The sequence below is a fragment of the Xanthomonas sp. SHU 199 genome (assembly GCF_000364665.1).
GTDB lineage: Bacteria > Pseudomonadota > Gammaproteobacteria > Xanthomonadales > Xanthomonadaceae > Xanthomonas_A > Xanthomonas_A sontii.
The window spans coordinates 1-1332 of the sequence record NZ_AQOI01000228.1 but is presented as its reverse complement, the minus strand read 5'-3'; the positions used below and the strand labels follow the sequence as shown (position 1 = coordinate 1332).

General features: G+C 72.5%; 1 protein-coding gene. It reads left to right on the top strand.

Annotation, left to right across the window (positions count from 1 at the left end; genetic code table 11):
- Positions 1-1273, top strand: a 1273-nt coding sequence (locus D183_RS0109260; protein ID WP_017908740.1) for a protein-disulfide reductase DsbD family protein, incomplete at its 5' end; no start/stop codon positions are given.
- Positions 1274-1332: the final 59 nt, after the last annotated feature.

The window sequence follows — 1332 nt, the reverse complement described above, 5'->3', positions numbered from 1 at the left end:
CGCGGCCACGGCCGCCGATGCCCTGCCGGCGACGCCGGACGCCTCGGCGCACAACGCCGCGCGCAGCGCCGCACCGCCGCCGGCCACGCAGAACCTGCTGTGGATCCTGCTGCTGGCGCTCGGCGGCGGCCTGCTGCTGAACCTGCTGCCGTGCGTGCTGCCGATCCTGTCGCTGAAGGTGCTGGGCCTGGCGCAGAGCGGCGAGAGCCGCGGCCGCGCCCGCAGCCATGCGCTGTGGTACACGCTGGGCGTGCTCGCCTCCTTCGCCGTGGTCGGCGGCATCGCCGTAGCCGCGCGGCTGCTGTGGGGCTTCCAGCTGCAGCGCCCGGGCTTCGTCGCGGTGCTGGTGTACCTGATGTTCGTGGTCGGGCTGAGCCTGTCGGGCGTGTTCACCCTCAGCGCCAACCTCGGTGGCGTCGGCCAATCGCTGTCCACGCGCAGCGGCCCGGTCGGCGACTTCTTCACCGGCGTGCTGGCCTGCGTGGTGTCCAGCGCCTGCATCGGCCCGTTCATGGGCCCGGCGCTGGGCTATGCGCTGACCGCGCCGCCGGCGATGGCGATGCTGGTGTTCCTGACCCTGGGCCTGGGCCTGGCGCTGCCGTTCCTGCTGATCGGCTTCGTGCCCTCGCTGGCCAAACGCCTGCCCAAGCCCGGCGCCTGGATGGAAACGCTCAAGCAGGTGCTGGCGTTCCCGATGTACCTGAGCGCGATCTGGCTGCTGTGGGTGCTGGGCAAGCAGCGCGGCGTGGACGCGGTGGCGCTGCTGCTGATCGGCGCCACCCTGCTGGCGCTGGGCCTGTGGTGGTTCGAGCGCGCGCGCTGGCGCGACCACAAGACCGGCATGCGCCTGGCCGCCGTGCTGCTGCTGGCCGCCCTGCTGCCGGCCTGGGGCGTGACCCGGCTGCCGCCGCCCAGCGCCAGCGTCGAGCGCAACACCGTGGCCTATTCGCCGCAGATGCTCGACCGCCTGCGCACCGACAACCGCGTGGTGTTCGTCAACATGACCGCCGACTGGTGCGTCACCTGCAAGGCCAACGAACGCAACGTGTTCGACAGCGACGCGTTCCGCGACACCATCAAGCGGGTGGACGCGGTGTACATGAAGGGCGACTGGACCAACGAGGATCCGCGTATCAGCGCCTTCCTCGCCGAGCACAAGGCAGTGGGCGTGCCGCTGTACGTGGTCTATGGCCCTGGCGCGCCGCCGACGGTACTGCCGCCGGTGCTGAGCCAGGCGGTGGTCGAGGACGCCCTGCTGCGCGCGGCGCGATGACCCCCGCCAGCGCGCGCCTGCTGGCGGTCGCCGCGGTGGCGGCGGTGCTCGGCGTGGCA